The following is a 529-nucleotide window of genomic DNA, read 5'->3' as shown; positions in this document are numbered from 1 at the left end:
ACCTTGTTCTCCAGCCCGGGCGGCCTCCACGGCAGCGTTCAGSGCCAGGATGTTGGTCTGGAAGGCGATKCCGTCGATSACGCTGATGATGTCGGCGATCTTTCGGSWGGAYTCRTTRATRCCTTTCATGGTYWSMACSACYTGGCCAACSACTTCTCCGCCYTGAATAGCSACCGTAGAGGCATTCATRGCCARYTGGTTGGCCTGGCGGGCGGAATCCGCGTTCTGGCGTACGGTGGATCCCAGCTCTTCCATGCTGGCGGCGGTTTCTTCCAGGGCGCTGGCCTGTTGTTCGGTGCGGGCAGACAAGTCGTGGTTGCCTTGGGCGATCTCGGCGCTGGCGGTGGCGACGGATTCGGAGTTTTGCTTAACCCGGGCCACGATGTCGGAGAAGCCGCTCTGCATGGTGCGTAGTTCACGGAACAGGTGCACAAACTCGTCGCTGCCAAACACCCTTACCGGAGCGGACAGATCACCATGCGCAATGTTGCCGGCCACTTCTACCGCGTGCAGCATGGGGCGTTTTATC

At 60.4% G+C, this 529-nt stretch carries 1 protein-coding gene; it reads right to left on the bottom strand.

From position 1 onward, the window contains the following. On the bottom strand, positions 1-529 hold a 529-nt coding region (locus AC1D1Y_RS26175), incomplete at both ends, for a methyl-accepting chemotaxis protein (protein ID WP_477684917.1).

The sequence above is a fragment of the Polaromonas sp. P1_G1 genome, assembly GCF_056405595.1.
This window is presented reverse-complemented; position numbering and strand designations above follow the sequence as displayed.